The following is a 15460-nucleotide window of genomic DNA, read 5'->3' as shown; positions in this document are numbered from 1 at the left end:
CGCCCCGTGAAAATAAAAAATCCACCTAAATGAAGGCGGATTAGGACTAGGAGGTTTACGCAGCTCCGAGATACTCAGGAAGCGATACGGCTTGCCGCTGCAACGTCGGCTGCTTTATTGAGCTTTCTATATAGTTTTTTCCTATGGTATGTATAGAAAACTGAAGATTGTTTGCACAGTTACATTTCATTAGACTGAAGATGTGAACGGTGACCCATAAATCACAGGAGGTTCAGTGCATTTTCACTCATACTTCTGCCTCCGCTGATTACGGAATTCCAGCGCGGTGATGCCTTCGGTATCTTTGAATATTCTCGTAAAATGCTTCACATTTTCGAATCCAACTTGCTCACTGATTTCGTACACCTTCAAATCGGAGTACTCCAACAGCTCCTTCGCCTTGCCCAGTCTTAACCGGCGAACATAGTTCGAGAAGCTCTCGCCGCTATATTCTTGGAAGGCATGGCTGAAATACGAGTAATTGAGGGAGAAATGATTGGATACGACCGCCATGTTCAAATCGTCGGCATAATGCGTCTGCAAGTAGGCGACAACCTTTTGCATCGTGTGTTGTTCCGTCGGCGCTTTCTCTCTCCGATCTTGGATGAACCGATCCAGACTACCCAGAAGCTGCTCGACGGCTGTGTAATAATCTTCAAATCGATCGTAGTTCCCGATGTGCCCCACATGGGCGTGCGACCTTAATAAACCAAGTACCTTATACCCATAGATGCCGAACAGCTTGTCGAACACCTCCTCGTTTAGCAGCTGGCTAATTCGTTCCAGATAGCCGATCTCACAGCTGCTAATCATGCGAATATCGAGGATTTGATCGAGAAGCTGTTTGATTTCATCCCCGCGTCCCAATCCGATGAAATTCATTATTCGCCGAATTAACTCAACAGGAACGACATGCCGCTCATTGCGTTCACTAATGCCGTTGTGTTCCAGCACATCGAGTTCCGGAAGCAAAATACCGTATTTCAAGGTTTGCTTCGCTTGACTGTATGCCCACCTGATCTGTTCGATCCCTTGAACAGAATCGCTAATTGCAATTCGCAGCTGCGACTCAGTTCCACTTAACCTCCACCGTTCCGCCAACTGGTAGAACATAACCGGATCGCGTGCAATCAGGATCGTTCCGCCTGTTCCATCACGCGTGAGCATCCAGTCCATATGCCCTTGTAACAGCTCAGTGATTTGATTCCTGAAAGCGGCAGCATCCGCTCTGCTAGCCTGCGCCCCCTCGCCGCGCCGCGTTAGCAAGCCCAGTGTATATCCTGCATCCAACCAGCTTAATCCGGCTTTGTTCGGTGTTATCGCATCACCCACATCCTTCTGGGTCAAATGCAGCGTAACCAGCTCGGCAGCAACAAGACGGGCCTCTTCGCCCGCTGTGTCTGCCCGCTCTTCTCTCATCCTGATGTCAAGTATTAATCGTTCCAGGACGGCAAACAATTCCTCCCGCTTCACAGGCTTGATGAGATAATCCTTCACAGCACAGCGGATCGCTTTCTGTGCATATACAAAGTCATTATAGCCCGACAGCAGTACAGCCTCGGGCTTAACGGGATGGTCTTGCAGCTGCTCGAGCAGTTCGATCCCATCCATAATTGGCATTCGGATATCGGTGAACATCATATCCGCAGGTTCCTGGCGAAGCAGTTCCAGCGCCTCTTGTCCATTCTCGGCAAACCGGTAGCTGAACAGATTAGGAAACTGCCTTTCAATGACCGATTGCAAGCCCCTCCGAATGATCTTCTCGTCGTCGACGATCAGCAAGCTAATCATAGATGTCCGCTCCCCCTCCCATGACCCGATAGGGCAAAGTCATGATTACGCGTGTATAGCTTCCTTCCTGACTCTCGATCCCAATCCCATATTCCACCCCATAGCTCATCACTAATCGTTGATCCACATTACGCAGACCAATTCCATTGCTGTCCTGGTTATCCTTGCGAAAGAATAATTGCCGGGCATTCTGGTAAGCGGACTCTTCCATTCGCAGCATTCGATTCAACAAGCTTAGTGTCTCTTCCGGTATGCCGCAGCCGCTGTCCGTAATCTCAATGACACAAGCTTGATCACGCCGGACGGCAGAGATTGTAATGACCAGATTTCCATCGCTGGAATGCATGCGGCGCATCCCATGCTTGATCGCGTTCTCGACTGTGGGCTGCAGTGACATTTTGAGTGATTCCTGCTTGAGACATTCCGGTGCAATCGACAATCGGAGATCAAGTCTTCCATCATAACGGATATTCATGATGGATACATAATCCTGGACCTGCTGAATCTCATCGCTGAGCATCACGTGATCCTGATTCCATTCCATGGAATACCGCATCATACCGCCTAGGGACGTCATGATATCCGATATGAGATACTGCCCTTCAATCTCCGCCAGCATCTTGACGTTCTCCAGCGTATTATAGAGAAAGTGGGAATCGATCTGGTTCTTCAGCGCCCGAAGCTCGGCTTCTTTGCCTGCCGCCTGCCTGGCTGCCTGCTCTTGAATAAGCTCGTTAATCTTCAGAATGAGCTTGCGGTAATGATAGCCCAGCTCACCTACCTCATCGGTACCGGTAATGGTCGGCAGCTCGACGTTGAAGTTGCCGCTTCTTACCTGCTGCATCGATTCTCTCAACGCCTTTAGCCTGCGAAGTATCACCGCTTGCATCGAGTAAGACAGCAGCACGAGAAATGCCGCCAGTAACGAAAAGAGAACAATATAACGAACTCTCGAATGGGTAATGCCTTTCATCGTATCCGCAAGACTAACCATATTGACCAGATGGACGTCGACCGATGGGATGTAGCTCTGAAATGCCAAGAAGGACTGCCCATGAACCTTAAACTGTACCGTCTCGCTATCTGTGTTACTCGTCAGCTTCACGCTGTTCATCAATTCCTCCGCGCTGTGCTGTTCGAACACAGGTGAAGCCTTCAAGCTGAATACCTGTCCGCTCCTGTCGACTACGATCAGTTGAGAGTTCATGTCCTGCACACTGCTGAACGTCCGAGAGAAGAAGTTCGATAATCTCATCGATATCTCCAGGATCCCGTTATGTGTTGCGTTGTCCGGATATTTGAATTCCTGCAAGTACGTCATGAAGGGCTCATTCGGCAAGGGTTCGGATGGCAAACCGGTGAGGACAACGTTCCCCTGGATAGTCCACCAGGGCATACCGTTCTGCTTCACCACTTCATCATGCCAAGGCTTGTCTTGAATACGTGATTCCTGCAGAATGACGGGCCATATTTCATTCACATAGAGATTATCCGTGAACAACCGGACATTCGCAATTCGTGGATTGTTGTACAGAAAATATTGAAAGTTGTTGACCACAGCTTTCTTAATATGAAGAACATCCGCTGCATCCTGAGTTTGTGCAACTTGCAAATATTTGTTCATTTCCCGATTGGATAACGCGAGCTGTGCCGTCCATCTCATCAGTTCTATGTTATTCTCAATGTTTTTCTTCTCAACCTCAAGCACATTCTCGTTGTTCTTCATCAATTCTTTCATGGCCTTGGCGGAATCTTCATTGAGCGTATACCAAGAGAATAGAACAACCGGTATGAAGATAACGACCACAAATGACAGAATCAGTTTGGCTTGAAGCGAAAGTTTAAACGTAAATGCACGTATCCCCAATAACCAACGGTTTACCGCGCGTCCCATCCCCTGCCTCACATCCTGCTCTTTCCCCTATAGAACTATGGATTGAGCGACGATTTCAACTTCTGTACATTTCGTTCATAGGCTGTTTGACGACTGGCTTTGATTGCTTCATACTCGGGATCCTCGGTAATAGTTTTCATGAATCCGGCGAACAGCCGATCAAATTCAGCATCCGACCCCGCCATCAGCAGCTTGGGCAGCGTCTCGGCCCAGAGCCGCGTGTTTTCGCCTTGCGCAATACCTTCCTTCGTCGACGGGTCCGGACCCAGATTTTCGAACTCGCTCATGCTGATCGTCTTGCCCCTCGTCCAATCGGCAATTTGTTTGGCGGGTTCAGCATCCATCCCCGTCATCCATGCCAGATTCATGTTCTTATCCATTAGCATCCAGTACATATACGAAGCGCCATATTTCCTATTGAATGCCAGGCGGTCGGTGTTGAGCAGATGCAGGACCTCCGGCAGGAACTGATCTTTACCGTCGATCGTATCGTAGGTAACACCCTTCTCTCCTAAGAACAAATCTTTGTTCCCCTCTTCGCTGAGCAAATAGCTGAGGAAGGCAATGGCCCGCTTCTTATCCTTGACGTTCTTCGAGATGAGCGTCACCGTCCAACCGGAGATGCCATTTCCTGCAAGGGTTGGCGGATCATGTGCATCATTTGCCGGACCATCAATCGCGATATACACCTTATCCGGATCCTTGCGGTATAACGCTTGGTTAATCTCTAAAAAATCAGACCACTGATACAGCATGGCAAAATAACGCCCTTGCGATATTTTTTCATCTTTTTCCAGCCGTTTTTCATCAATATAGACATCTGTCGGGATCAGCCCGTCCTCATTCGCTTGGCGGAACACCTTCAGCCATTTCAGGTAGGTTGGGTCGCTTCGACGGTCGTACAGTTTGCCGTCTTTCTGCTGCGGAATGGCCAGGAAGTTCTGAAGAAAGGCCTCTAGCGAATAGTTGCCGGTTTCCGTAAATTCATGCATGCCGATCGGAATGAGCGGCTGGCCGTCCACGTCCGGAAACTTCTCCTTCGCTGCTTTCAGCGCGCTGAGAAACCCTTCCGGCGTGCTCATATCCGGTTTTCCAAGTGCTTCATACATGTCTTTCCGAACAACAAAGGTTTGATTAGACGTAAAAAGCTGACCATATTTCCGATAGTCCGCAGGGGATGAAGATGCATTCGGGTAGCCATACACATTGCCGTTTGCCTGCGTATACCAGCTAAGCTTCACGGGGTCTGCGGCTTTAAAGAAATAAGGATCGTACTGGTCCGCCAGCTCATTTAATGGAAGCACCATATCTCCATTGATCATCTTCTGCACGGAATCCTCATACGAGCCCAGCGTGATGAAGTCAGGGAGTGACCTTGCCGCCATCATCGTGTTAAGCTTCTCGCTGGCGTCGCCGGCAGGCACGATAAAGTTCAGGCTGACGCCGGTCTTCTTCGTAATATACTCGGAAACGACGTTCCCCCCCCACTTGCTGGTGTACCAGTCGAAATTGATATACCAGTCAAACGTAATCGGTGTCGTGTCCAGCTTCCAGGCAGGCTCATCCGGAGAAAGCTTCGTTTGAGAAGGAGCTGCCTCCTTCAGATTGGCTTTGGAGTTCTTATGATTCTCAGCAGTGCCGCTGCCCGATGGGTCTGCATTCCCAGAGCAAGCCGTTACCGCCGTACACATCATCAGAACTAGTAACAACCTTGCTGATTTACCCCTTTTACCCACTCATAGCTCCCCTTCGTCCGCGCACTGATAGAATGAATCCCCTGATTTTCCCCATAAAAAAATAGGCTCGCTTTCAGGAGCATCAATTTTAGTGCTAGTATAAAGGTTATTACAAGCAAATAAAAGGGCTATATAGACTGAATTTAAGAACTACATTTTAAAGAATCGGGCGTTCTTAAAGGAATATGTTCCAGTAAAAAATCGATACATTTCTGAACGGAAGGATTATGATAATGATGCCTTCTAAACATAAGCTTGATCTCACGAACAGGCGTTGGATCTACAAGACGAATGATTTTCAATTGCTGGCCACATAAAATATCAATTGAGGAAGCAGGTAAAATAGCTGCTCCCATCTTTTGCAGTACCATAGAGATAAGAATGGCCGTGGAAGTGGACTCAAACTGCGATTGCAAAGATTTGGCGATGGGCGTGCCCAATGTATGAAGATGCTCGTTTAAACTGATGTCCCCAACAAATAAGGAAGTTTCTAACTCTTCCAGCTCATGAAAAGAAACAACGGTTCGATCTGCCCATGGGTGATCCGCATAAACAACCAATGCCAGCTCTTCTTTGTACAGGTGCATCATATGAACTTCTTTGTTCGGATCATACATGTCGGTAATGCCGATATCGATACTGCTATTCAGTAATTGTCGTGATGTATTTTCTGTACTGGTGAATTTTAACGTAATGTCAGGATACTGTTCATGAAATTTCAAAAAATGGGGTATTAACCAAAAAAAGTCCATCGGAGGAATCCCTATCGAAAGTTTAGCTGCCCGGGCATTGCGTAACTCGTAAGTTTCTTTCTTTGATTCTTCAATGAGCCTCATCACGGAAAGTGCTTTTTCGTAAAGTATTTCCCCGTCGGTTGTAACCTTTACCCCTCTGCCGACTCTCTCAAATAGTGAGGCACCAACCTCCGTCTCCAGAAAGCGGATCTGTTGACTTAAAGTGGGTTGAGAAATCATTAGAATTTCTGCTGCCTTAGTAAAGCTTCCCTCTTTGCAAATTTGAATGAAACATTCTAACTGCCTGAACATGAAAGATTCACCTCAACTTCCGTACATAGGAATCCATCTCTTGCATAAATACTCTGGCAGTGGATCTCATCGTAACAGAATTAAGATGTACAAGAGATATATCCCAACAAGGAGTATGGCCCTCCAGTTTAACAATACGCAATGAATCGTCCCTTAGACTTTCGAGTAAAGATGTTGGTATAAGTGCTGCTCCGAGTCCATGACGAACCCAATGAATCAATACGGAAGAGGAGGACGTTTCTATGATCGACTTCAAGGTCAACCCACAAGAGAAACCATACATATCAATTAGTGATTTGTTTTGTTCTCGGAACATAATCGAATTCATTTGCTTCAAAGATTGAAAAGGAATCGAAGATTTATTAGCCAAGGGATGTTCTGAATGAACCAACAACGCCATTTCTTGCCGATACAAATGAGTTGAAATGACCGAAGCATCTGAAACCGGATATGCAGTGATTCCAATGTCCACCATCTGTTCCAACACTTTATTCGCGGCATCTTCTGTATCGATAACTTTTAATAAAACATTCGGGTACTTTTGGTGAAATCTCATAAAGTAAGGAGCAAGATATTCAAGTTCAGCAGGACAGCATCCAATAGAAATGGTTTCTTGAGATTTTCTGTTTCGCCCATCGATTTCATTGCGCGCCTCTTCAAGAAGATTCATGATAGCTTTGCCTTTATTCAAGAGAATCTTTCCCGCTTCGGTTACCTCAACTCCCCTGCTTACCCGATCGAACAATTGAATATTATACTCATCCTCCAAAACCCGGATTTGCTGACTTAGGGTAGGCTGAGTCACACCTAATTCTTCTTTCGCTTTGGTGAAGCTGCCTGATTTGCAAATTTGAATAAAATATTCGAGCTGGCGCAATTCCACGGTGTATCCCCCTTAGTCATCGGAACTGTGCTTGCATTTTGAGGCAAGTTTCAATACGAATCTTGAATTCCGCGATTCCTCCTGGTTTTTGCTATTGTATATATTATAAGAGGGAACCTGTGATGGAATATATCCGCTGGATTTCAGGTGAAGGTTGCTGGATTTTAGGGTTGGTGCGGTTGGGAACATGATGTGTGCCGCGAAGTTGAAAAAATGGAGGTGCACCTATCATCAGTACATGAGTGGCGCTTCGATTTTATGGAGAATACCGTGCTGCAGTTTCCTTTTTCAAAAATCTTCTTTCTGGTATATCATTACGGGAGGATAGACAACCTGATTGAGCGCGAGACGACACCTCAGTGGAAGCTGCAGCAGCTGTCGTATTCTAACCACTATGTACTCGCCCTGGCGGCCGAAGGAAGAGCCGTTTATGAGCTAGATGGCTTCGAGCAGCCTCAAGAGATCCGTAAGGGAGATGTATTGTTTCTAAGAAAACAACTGCTGCACTCCGCCACCTCGGACCCTGTCAATCCATGGAAGGTGTTCGTCGTCATCTTTGATGCGATTGATCTCAGCGTTGAAACAAGCATTCTGGACCATGCCCTGCCTGCAATATCCCGTACCTCCTTTCTGATAGAATTGACGCTTCTGTTTAGAGAGATGCTGGATGCCTGGACAGCCAAAAAGCCAGGGCATCTGCTGCTCTGCCGTGGCTTATTGATGAAGATGCTTTATTTGCTGATGAGAGAGCAGCAGCTCCAGACGACACCCCAAGCCCGTACCATCGACCATACGATTGCGATGATGACGGAGCACTATAACCGCACTTTTTCGATTCATGAACTGGCGGCTCATGCGGGCTTGAGTCCGTCCTATTACCGTCTGGTATTCAAGAAACTGACGGGTTTTACTGTAGGTCAGTTCCAGACGCGTATGAAAATCAACAAAGCACGAGATTTCCTTCTTTCAGGAGATTGCAACGTGACCGAAGCTGCGCAGCTGGTCGGTTTTGACAACGTGTATTACTTCAGTGCTGTATTCAAAAAGCTTACCGGCATAAATCCCTCTGAGCTGCTTAAGCGACGCTAGATCTAATTAGCTTCTATGCAGCCCATGTTTCGTAATGTGATAGCATTGTCCGGTGCTGTTACGTGTCAAAGCCAGCGTTTCATCTGGAGACAGCTTAAGCTCGAGCCCGACCGGGTGAATCGCCAGTCCCCCTTCCCCCATCTCCTCTATCCCCCACTCCCCTAACAACGAAGCATCATCCATCAAAATGGCGTACACATTCACATGTTCTTTTTTACATGCCGTTGTCACATAGGTATAAATATTGGCGCTCCCCTCCGCTCCTTGACCCTTTTGATTCGGAAGCGGATGGTATACATCGTGTACGAAGCCCCAGGATGGCTTAAGCTGAATGGGAGCGGTTGCTTCTGCAGCATGATGGATCAGCTTCACGCCTGTCTGCCCGCGCCGGAATTCGAGACACGCCGGCAGTCTTGTATCCTCTTCTAGAGCTCCATCCCGGTTATTCATTACAAAGTGCGTGTAGACCTGTATAGGCTGCTCTGCCTCGATCCGATCGATGATCAGCACGATGTGCGGCAGCAGCGTCACCCAGGTACGTTCAGCCCGGCGGATTGGATCGCCATAGAGCTTCGCCGCATCGGCGCGGATAACAGCCACTTCGTCCAACTGTTTCACTAAGAGTCGATCACACTTAGAAGGTGCCGGTCGATACACATTTCCCGTTACCCTCTCCTGTACAATTCTATGTTCGGGTGCTCCATCTGGGGCAAACGACCATGTGTTATGCGCTTGAGTGATGATGGAGGCCTGTTGGGAAGCGAGACGATAACAGCAATGGCCCGGATCGGCAAAGAAGCGCTCACCTTGATGGACGAGAATGAAGCTGTTCTGGTCCTCATGATTGTGTGAGTTCACCCGCAGTGGTATAAAACCGGCCTGCATGCCCAGGACCGTCTTCGGCTTCTCCCAGTTGTCTCGCATGACGACGGTCCCGGTTTCGAACGCAGCGAGCAGCGGTTCTTCGTCAGAGCGGGGATCGAGTGGTGCGGCTGCACCCGGCATGAGAAGCAGCGTCAGATAAGAATGCGTTGGAAAAATGCCAAAGGTACCGAGATCGTTTGGTTCCAGCTCCTCTCCCGGGTACGCGATTGCTCCTTTGCTCGAGCGGCAATGTGCATGAGCACATCTCCTGAAGGACGGAATAACACGGTAGAATCGCCAAAGTTCAGTGAGCGCGGGTAAGGCTTCTCCCCCCAACCGGTCATTGGCTTCATCCCAAGGAACGAATAAACAGCCCAGGGAATGCAGCGGGTATAGCAGAGCAAGTCCAGCTCTCCTGCTAATTGCGGTTTGTAGCGGATCAGCATCTCGTGAAGATGGCTCAGATGAATCGTAGCGTAGTTCCAATATTGCAATGATTCCCCGTAGCTGTCCTGGTTGTACAGCTGGGTGAGAAATCCGTATTGCTTTACCGTCCAAGCTACAGCCTCTTCATCCTCTAGCAAGATGGATGCGGTACCAAAACCGTCAAGCAGAATCATAAACCAGTTGCTCAAGGCATTACGTTCCCGGAAGCGGTTGTCCAACCAGCGCCGACAAGGCTCCTGACATTTATCACGCAGTGCCTGTAGGATGCGCCTTGTTTCCTCTTCGTCGAACAGCGTAGGGGTTAAGATCAACGCCATGGAGACGGCAAGCCCCACATGAGATGTCTCGAGCATCCCCTCCGGCGGGTTCGACCTTGCACGGAACCACGGACCGATAAATTCGTCTATCGGCTTATCCGGCTGCAAGCTTATCCCACACCGTGTGCCACCATTCATTTGTATCCTGCGGTGCCTTCAGCCCATCAAACGTCACATATCTTCCCGTACGTTCAACCAGTCCGTTCCATAGAGCTTCAGCTCTTTTGAAGCTGATCAGCAGACAATATTGCAATGCAGTGCGGATTCAAGATGCTGAGCATCCTCTTCATGCAAGGATCCGGACTGCTCGGCTTCGACATACTTAAATGGTACATAGATAACCTTCATCTCACAATGACAGATCCAATCCGCTTTTGCACTATTCGAGCAATATTCGATTGACTATTTGCATGAACAATAGCTATACTAAATTCAACTTGAACGCACAAGGATGATTGATCTTGAAAACCAATTACAGTCCGCAAAAAGCTCTGTTTACCATCGGAAATATAAGCTTTATTACCGTACAACGTCACCAAGGACATATCATGTCGTATTCCGAGGGCAGAAGCCAGCATTCGTTCATCTATACCTTCCGCGGTACCATGTGCTACAGCTTTATAGACCCTGCCAATAGCAATATCATGGCCTCTGCGGGACAATTAGTATTTCTTCCTTCGGGGACCCGTCACACCAGTGCCTATCTGGATGCCGAGAACGAGGTCGGAATTGCACAATTTGATACAATCGACGGAGAGCTTCCTTATTACCTTTCCGCACCGACTCTGATCACATTTGATCATGCGGAAGAGATCTTCTCTTCTTTGCGTACGGACCTGAAAGCCGGGGCCGGCGAAAATCCGATGTATTATTTTTACCGGTTGTATGAATTGTTGTGGCATCTCTCCAGGAAAATTCAGAACATTCCTTACAAGTTCAAAAAGCTGCAGCCCGCTCTGAAAGAAATGAATATGCACTATGCGGACCGTCGTAAGATCAGCGATTATGCGGATATGACCGGATTGAGCGAACCCGGATTTCGACGGCTTTTTACCGAATATACTGGTTTATCTCCGATTGACTATCGCAATCGAATAAGACTCCAAGAAGCAAAAAAACTGCTTCGCAGCGGGGAATACCCCATTGACGAAGCAGCAGAAGCCGTAGGCTTTACCAATCTGTCTTTTTTCTGTCGATCTTACAAAAGGCTCTTCGGACATAGTCCGGGGAAAGAGAAGTAGCTGTTTGGATAGAATCGGCAATTACTTCATACTTATTAAGCTTCTATCCGCAACTAGTATGGGAGAATCATATACTGGGATATTCTTAAATGTATAAATGTCCCCAACTATACTCTGTTGTTCTGCAGGTATTTCATAAACTCCGCCCGTGATGATATCTACATAAACAGGATCATCGAAGTTTCCATTTTCAACACTAAATTCCAGATACTTCGGTTCGTACTTGTCTCTTGGTATAGCATCATCCGCCCACATTGCGTATAGCTGCTTCTGTGTAGCCTTATTTCGGTAGCCATATACCGAAATGCTTCTGTCCGTATTTATCGAATACGCAGGGCGTGACCCTCTTGATGCAATTTGATGCGTGTGCTTTAACGTTTTCAGCCTTTCAAGTGTATGATCAAAGATCGATGTTACATGTTGGATTGCATAAAAAGCTATCTTCGGCCTTACTGCTTGATTGTCGGAAGCGGATTCAATAATTCCTTTCGTATTCTTTCTTCTTATTGGGCCGTTCCCGGAATAGTTCATGTCAATGATTCCAAAAATGCTGCACTCCATGTCGTTTCCAAGGTTCTCAAGCATTCTTCTTACATCCCATTTGGCTTGTGTTAATTCAGACCAGTTATAATCGGAAAGCGCTCCGCCTGTACCGCCTACTGAAGGCGCACCATTTTCACCTTGTCTCATGATCATGCCCGGAGCATACTGTTCTACGATTTGTTTCATCTTATATACAGCAAGTTTATTGGCATCAGGATTATAGACATAGTCATGATACGTGACATTGTGGAATAATCCTGTCGCCTTCTTCTCGTTCAAATATAGAAAGAATCTTTCTACATATTCAATATCGATATGTCCTAAAGCAAGGGCTGAAATTCTTGCATCCGGTTGAATAGATTTAATAATCGTTGCTGTGCGAATATTGAAGTCGGCCGTAATTTCCGGTGTATTGACCAAATTATCACTGAAGTTAGGTTCATTCCATACTTCCCAATCTTTCACTTTCTCTTTATATCTTGAAACCATTGCCGCTACCCAATTTTCATATGCAGTCAGTGCTTCATGTGATAATGGCATCCCCGCTCCCAGATTTTCACCCCCACCGCCGGGATAAATGGGATTGCCATATCCGGTTTGCAGCCACGGCATAAATCCTCTGTCAACCGCATCGTGAATAATGTTATCCATCCACGTCCAATCGTATATCCCTTGGACTTTTTCAGTTTTAGCCCATCCTCCTTGCATACGAAGCACTTTTATTCCCAGTGCAGAAATATACTCCTTATACTGATGATAATCCGCATAATCACGATCTAAAGTTTCGCATCCAAGCATCCAATTGGAGGATTCTATTGCATCAGTACTTCTCGGTCTCACAGAACCAATATCAGGCAGATCAATCGGATGGTCAGGCTTTTTCATACTGAATCCCTCTACGTTATCTGTAGCCCTTGGACTGACATAATGCGTTCTATCAGATTTAACCTTAGTCATGTGCATTCTCTCCCTAACCCGTCAGTATCATCTCACATGCGAGATAGCTTTACATCAAGCATACAGAGATATCCTTTAACCGGTCAATGACAGATCCGATCTGTTTTCTGCACTATTCAAGCATTGGGGATAATCGAAGGCGGATTTGCCAGCTCGGCCAGGCTCGCCCATAAGAGATTTGATCCCGACCCCACCCCAAGGAAGGATGGCCATTACTCAACTCAATTCGCGCTACCGCCTCCCTCAGCACGCAATGCCTGTTGGAGCCAAACGATCCATTGCAAAATATGAGCTTCTTGAAATTTTTGAGGGTTATAACCACTTTGCTTATGTATTTGTTCCAGCCGATATTGCATTGTATTCCGGTGGATGCCAAGCAGCTTTGCGGCCTCTGCCATATTAAGATCGGATGAAAAAAATGCCTCAAGGGTTTCCTCGATTTTTTTATTCCAGTACTCTTTTGAGGCATAAATTAGTTTTTCCTTGATTGGGCTGGGCAGTTCATTAATGATAATTGGACCTGCTGCCTGGCGGTATGTGAGGACACGCTCCTTATTGCTGGGGTAGCGAAGCACCGCTTCCGCCTCTTCAAAGCTGGAACGAACCGCATAAAGGGATTGGACCAAGGAACCGACTCCAATGCAATAGTCCGCTGTACAAGAGGTAACCATTAGGCGTACCTGATCCAGCATTGATGATAACGAAGAAGTCGCATTTCCATAGCAGAGTAATAATGTTCGATGGGGACGATAGGCGCTTAGAAGGATGGACCTGCCTGCTAACCTCCGACTCATAACATCAAAAAACCTCTCTTCGGTATTGAATAGGAGAGATGGTTCGTGCTCAATTACAATGGCCTGATATGGGGCGGTGATGATACATCCAATGGCTTGAAGCCGCTGATCAATTTTCCCCTCATGAATCCCGGTACCTTCCACAAGTTCCTTCAGAACCCAGTCCATATGCAGTTGCCTCCATTCCTGCTGCAGCTTCAGCTGGCTCTGTTTAATCATCAGCTCTGTAGTCATTTTCACTAACTGGGCAACCGGGCTGATCTCCTCTATCCTGCCCGAGATTCCAATTGCTCCAACAACCTGTCCATGCACGATAATCGGTAGATTCAATCCGGGCTGAGATCCCTTCCAGCGGGATTGATTCGATTCATCTATCAGCAATTCTTGGCCCTGTCGAATAACGTAAGCTGCCGCAGCGTGATAATCCCCAAGCCTTGATGGGTCGCCGGAGGCAATAATATGCCCGCTCACATCCATGACATTGATGTTAAAATTCGTACGGAGCATCGTTTCCCTAACAATCACCGTCGCAAGCTCTCTCGTAATCAACAAGTTCACCTCGATGGAGCACTTATTTGTGAGTATTACACTAAAAACAATGAAATTTAATAGGCGTTCTTGTGCATTTGTTCTAATGACTTTATGAAAATTATAACCTAAGATCAACTTATCGGACAGGAGGTCATACCCCATGAAATTTCTTATTGCATCTGATTCCTTCAAAGGCAGTCTGACTTCTCTGCAGGTCGGAAACATCATGTCGCAAGCAATCATGGAAGAAATTCCAGATGCACATGTTCGAATCCTTCCGATGGCAGATGGAGGGGAAGGCACGGTTGATGCCGTAATTAGCGCCGGTCGAGCAGATCCGATTCGTGTGCCTGTTACGGGCCCGGATGGAACTCAGACTATTTCCTATTACGGGAAACTACATGGTCACTGGCCACATCCTGCGGCTGTAGTCGAGATAGCCAATATTTGTGGATTAACGATGGTAGACGAGGGACAAAGAGATCCTCTAATTGTGTCCAGCAGAGGACTTGGAGACATGCTGAAGGCTTTGCTGGACCAAGGAATACGCCACGCTGTCATAGGCTTAGGAGGAAGCGCATGCAATGATGGCGGTATGGGAATGCTGGCTGCCCTTGGAGTACAATTTTACGATGAACGGGGACAAAAATTATATGGCTGCGGAGCAGATTTGCTAAGCGTTGCTTCTGTTAACTGGAGCCAACTGGATAGCCGTATTATGGAATGCGAGCTAATCATTGCGAGTGATGTAACAAACCCTTTAGCAGGTCCATCTGGAGCCACGTATATCTTTGGTCCGCAGAAAGGACTCCTTCCCGAAATGATGGAGCCATTAGATCAAGCTATGGCCCGATATGGAAGACTGCTGGAGGTTGGAAATGGCCGCAATTCTAATCATTCACTCCTTCTTTCCCCTGGCTCTGGCGCAGCGGGAGGACTTGGTTTTGCACTGCAATCGATAGGTGGACGTGTCGTTCCGGGAGCTGAGATTATTGCTGATCTGACGGGGCTGAAGAGCGCCATCCGGGAAAGCGATTGGGTCCTGACCGGTGAAGGCAGGAGCGATTACCAAACCCTCTACGGCAAGCTGCCCAGCTATGTGAGCACACTGGCAGCAGAGTCGGGAAAGCCTGTGGTGCTTATTTCCGGTAGTCACGGTGAAGGCATCGAGTCGCTTTACTCTCATTTCACCGGTTGTTTTGCCTCGGTGAATAAGCCAGCGACACTCGACCACTGTCTGCAGGAGGCTGAGAATCTGTTACTGCAATGTACACGAAATGTGGTGCGGCTAATTCAGTCAAGTCGAAAAATCGGATAAAGGAGCATT

At 47.3% G+C, this 15460-nt stretch carries 12 protein-coding genes; 3 read left to right on the top strand and 9 right to left on the bottom strand.

The window, feature by feature from the left end; translation table 11 throughout:
* Positions 1-243: 243 nt before the first annotated feature.
* The 5 genes from PM3016_RS10630 to PM3016_RS10610 all read right to left on the bottom strand — a co-directional run bounded on the left by PM3016_RS10630 (position 244) and on the right by PM3016_RS10610 (position 7350).
* On the bottom strand, positions 244-1791 hold the full coding sequence (locus PM3016_RS10630; protein ID WP_014369436.1) for a response regulator: 1548 nt from the start codon (positions 1789-1791) through the stop codon (positions 244-246).
* Positions 1784-3685: a sensor histidine kinase gene (locus tag PM3016_RS10625; protein WP_014369435.1), complete on the bottom strand. Its 1902-nt coding sequence runs from the start codon at positions 3683-3685 to the stop codon at positions 1784-1786. Before PM3016_RS10625 ends, PM3016_RS10630 begins: the two co-directional genes overlap by 8 nt.
* Before the next feature lie 35 nt (positions 3686-3720).
* Entirely contained in the window at positions 3721-5379 is a 1659-nt protein-coding gene (locus PM3016_RS10620; protein WP_014369434.1) for an extracellular solute-binding protein, read from the bottom strand.
* A 185-nt stretch (positions 5380-5564) separates the two neighbouring features.
* Positions 5565-6467, bottom strand: coding sequence for a LysR family transcriptional regulator (locus PM3016_RS10615; protein WP_014369433.1), 903 nt, complete (start codon positions 6465-6467; stop codon positions 5565-5567).
* Between the two features lie 7 nt (positions 6468-6474).
* Positions 6475-7350 carry a LysR family transcriptional regulator gene (locus PM3016_RS10610; protein ID WP_014369432.1) on the bottom strand — a complete coding sequence of 292 codons (876 nt, stop codon included), beginning with the start codon at positions 7348-7350 and terminating at the stop codon, positions 6475-6477.
* 258 nt (positions 7351-7608) lie between these two features.
* Here PM3016_RS10610 and PM3016_RS10605 point away from each other — a divergent pair, with 258 nt between their 5' ends.
* On the top strand, positions 7609-8439 hold the full coding sequence (locus PM3016_RS10605; protein WP_238540492.1) for a helix-turn-helix transcriptional regulator: 831 nt from the start codon (positions 7609-7611) through the stop codon (positions 8437-8439).
* A gap of 6 nt (positions 8440-8445) precedes the next feature.
* On the opposite strand, the gene PM3016_RS10600 is transcribed toward PM3016_RS10605, so the two are convergent.
* Positions 8446-9444, bottom strand: coding sequence for a heparinase II/III domain-containing protein (locus PM3016_RS10600; RefSeq protein WP_041619085.1), 999 nt, complete (start codon positions 9442-9444; stop codon positions 8446-8448).
* A gap of 11 nt (positions 9445-9455) precedes the next feature.
* On the bottom strand, positions 9456-10175 hold the full coding sequence (locus PM3016_RS10595; protein WP_041619084.1) for a hypothetical protein: 720 nt from the start codon (positions 10173-10175) through the stop codon (positions 9456-9458).
* A 353-nt stretch (positions 10176-10528) separates the two neighbouring features.
* On the opposite strand from PM3016_RS10595, the gene PM3016_RS10590 reads away from it, so the two are divergent.
* Positions 10529-11308 carry an AraC family transcriptional regulator gene (locus tag PM3016_RS10590; protein ID WP_013915545.1) on the top strand — a complete coding sequence of 260 codons (780 nt, stop codon included), beginning with the start codon at positions 10529-10531 and terminating at the stop codon, positions 11306-11308.
* Between the two features lie 21 nt (positions 11309-11329).
* On the opposite strand, the gene PM3016_RS10585 is transcribed toward PM3016_RS10590, so the two are convergent.
* Entirely contained in the window at positions 11330-12808 is a 1479-nt protein-coding gene (locus tag PM3016_RS10585) for a glycoside hydrolase family protein (protein ID WP_014369427.1), read from the bottom strand.
* 221 nt (positions 12809-13029) lie between these two features.
* Positions 13030-14325 carry a CdaR family transcriptional regulator gene (locus PM3016_RS10580; protein ID WP_238540491.1) on the bottom strand — a complete coding sequence of 432 codons (1296 nt, stop codon included), beginning with the start codon at positions 14323-14325 and terminating at the stop codon, positions 13030-13032.
* Here PM3016_RS10580 and PM3016_RS10575 point away from each other — a divergent pair.
* On the top strand, positions 14294-15451 hold the full coding sequence (locus tag PM3016_RS10575) for a glycerate kinase (protein WP_013915542.1): 1158 nt from the start codon (positions 14294-14296) through the stop codon (positions 15449-15451). The two genes, PM3016_RS10580 and PM3016_RS10575, sit on opposite strands and share 32 nt — an antisense overlap.
* Positions 15452-15460 lie beyond the last annotated feature (9 nt).

The sequence above is a fragment of the Paenibacillus mucilaginosus 3016 genome (assembly GCF_000250655.1).
GTDB lineage: Bacteria > Bacillota > Bacilli > Paenibacillales > NBRC-103111 > Paenibacillus_G > Paenibacillus_G mucilaginosus.
This window is presented reverse-complemented; position numbering and strand designations above follow the sequence as displayed.